This is a genomic window from Streptomyces sp. NPDC002994, assembly GCF_040611155.1.
Classification (GTDB): Bacteria; Actinomycetota; Actinomycetes; order Streptomycetales; family Streptomycetaceae; genus Streptomyces.
On the sequence record NZ_JBEXNQ010000072.1, the window covers coordinates 1 to 2,077 of the forward strand.

Below are 2,077 nucleotides of genomic sequence, written 5' to 3' on the forward strand. Positions count from 1 at the left end.
GCTGCTGCGGATCCATCGCCACCGCCTCACGCGGAGAGATCCCGAAGAACGCGGCATCAAACTCCCCCGCCCCGTGCAGAAAACCCCCCTCCCGCGCATACGTCTTGCCGGGGACGCCGGGCTCCGGGTCGTACATCGCGTCGAAGTCCCAGCCACGGTCCGTGGGAGGTGTACCGATGACGTCCCGCTCCCCCAGTACGAGGTCCCACAGCGCTTCGGGGCTGTCGACGTCTCCCGGATAGCGGCAGGCCATGCCCACGATGGCGATCGGGTCGTCGTGCGCGGCGGCCCGGAAGGCCTGGGGAAGGTCTCCGGCCCGTTCCGTCTCCTCGTCACCCCCCTCCTCGCCGTCTGCGAGCTTGGAGAGGATGTGGCCGGCGAGCGCGGCAGGGCTCGGGTAGTCGAAGGTGATCGTCGTGGGGAGTGACAAGCCTGTGGTCGCGTTGACCCGGTTGCGCAGTTCCAGGGCGGTGAGGGAGTCGAAGCCGACGTCCTTGAAGGCCCGCTCCGAGCCGATCGCATCCGTGGTGTTGTGCCGCAGTACCGTGGCGGCCTCGCCTCGGATCAACTCCACGAGTTGGTGCAGCCGTTCGGCCTCGGCGCGGCCGGCCAGGAGCCCCGACAGTTCGGCGGTGCCGGAGGCGGCCGGGCGCTGTCGTCGAGCTGAGTCCAGGCTCGCCCGCGCTTCCGGTACGGCGGAGAAGAGGCGGGTTGCCCGTACGGCTGCGGTATGCGGCGCGAAGCGCTCCCAGTCGACGGCGGCGACGGTCACGCAGGTGTCTTCCCGGTCGAGGGCCTGCTGCAACGCTTCGACGGCGCGCGCGGGGTCCATCGCCTCGATGCCCCTGCGGACGAGGCTCGCCTCTCCGGCGCCCTCCGCCATTCCGCCGCCGGCCCACAGGCCCCAGGCGATGGAGGTGGCCGGCAGTCCGTCGGCGCGGCGGCGCTCCGCGAGGGCGTCGAGGGAAGCGTTGGCGGCTGCGTACGCCGCTTGGCCGCCGTTGCCCCAGACGCCCGTGACCGAGGAGAACAGTACGAACGCGTCCAAGGCACGGTCGGCGGTGAGTTCGTGCAGCAGTTCCGCCGCATCGGCCTTGGCCCGGCCCACAAGGGCGAAGTCGTCGTCGGTCAGCCCATCGATGACTCCGTCGGCGAGTACGCCCGCGGTGTGGAACACGGCGGTGGGAGGATACTCGTCCAGCAGTGCGGCCAGTGCCTCGCGGTCGGCGACATCGCACGCCGCCACCGTGACCCGGGCACCCAACTCCTCAAGCTCCGCAGCAAGACCGGCCGCCCCGGGGGCGTCCATACCCCGACGACTGGTGAGCACCAGATGCTCGGCACCGTTCGCCGCCAGCCAGCGCGACACATGTCCCCCGAGCGCACCGGTGCCCCCTGTCACCAGCACCGTCCCCCGCGGTCGCCACTGCCTCCGGTCCACGCCGGCGAAGCGTGCGACCCGGCGTCCGTACGTCCCGGCGCTCCGGATCGCCACCTCACCTTCGGGGGTTCCGGTCGCTCCGATGACATCGACCGTACGGCGCAGGGCGCGCGCGCTCAGCGGCCCCGGCGGCAGATCGATCAAACCGCCCCATATTCCGGGCAGTTCCAGGGACGCCACTCGCCCGAAGGCCCACAAACGGGCTCCCGTGTCGTGAGGCACCGCCCCGGGGAGTGCAGCCACGGCACCCTGGGTGACGGCCCACACCCGGGCGCCGAGATCCACGTCGTTCACCGCCTGGACCATGGAAACGGACGCTGTCACGGCAGTCGGCGTGCGCGAGAGTCCGAGCAGGGACAGCACTCCCTGGAGAGCCGGCTCCCCGTTCTCCGTACGGTGCGCGGCGAGCACCTCCGCGAAGCGAGCGCGATCAGCAGTCGGCGGCACGGACACGGTCGCGACCTCGGCCCCGTTGCGGGTGAGTGCGTTGGTGAGGTCGGTCGCGAGGCCGGGAGCCGTACCTTCCGAACCCTCGGCACCTTCCGTACCTTCCGGCAGTACTAGCAACCAACGCCCCGACAACCGGGGCACCTCCGGCACCGACAGCCCTTTCCACACCACCTGATAACGCCACGC

Annotated in this window: 1 protein-coding gene; it reads right to left on the bottom strand. The window is 71.2% G+C overall.

The window, feature by feature from the left end:
* Positions 1-2,077 (bottom strand): type I polyketide synthase (locus tag ABZX79_RS37780; RefSeq protein WP_355268591.1); only part of this gene is annotated, 2,077 nt, incomplete at both ends.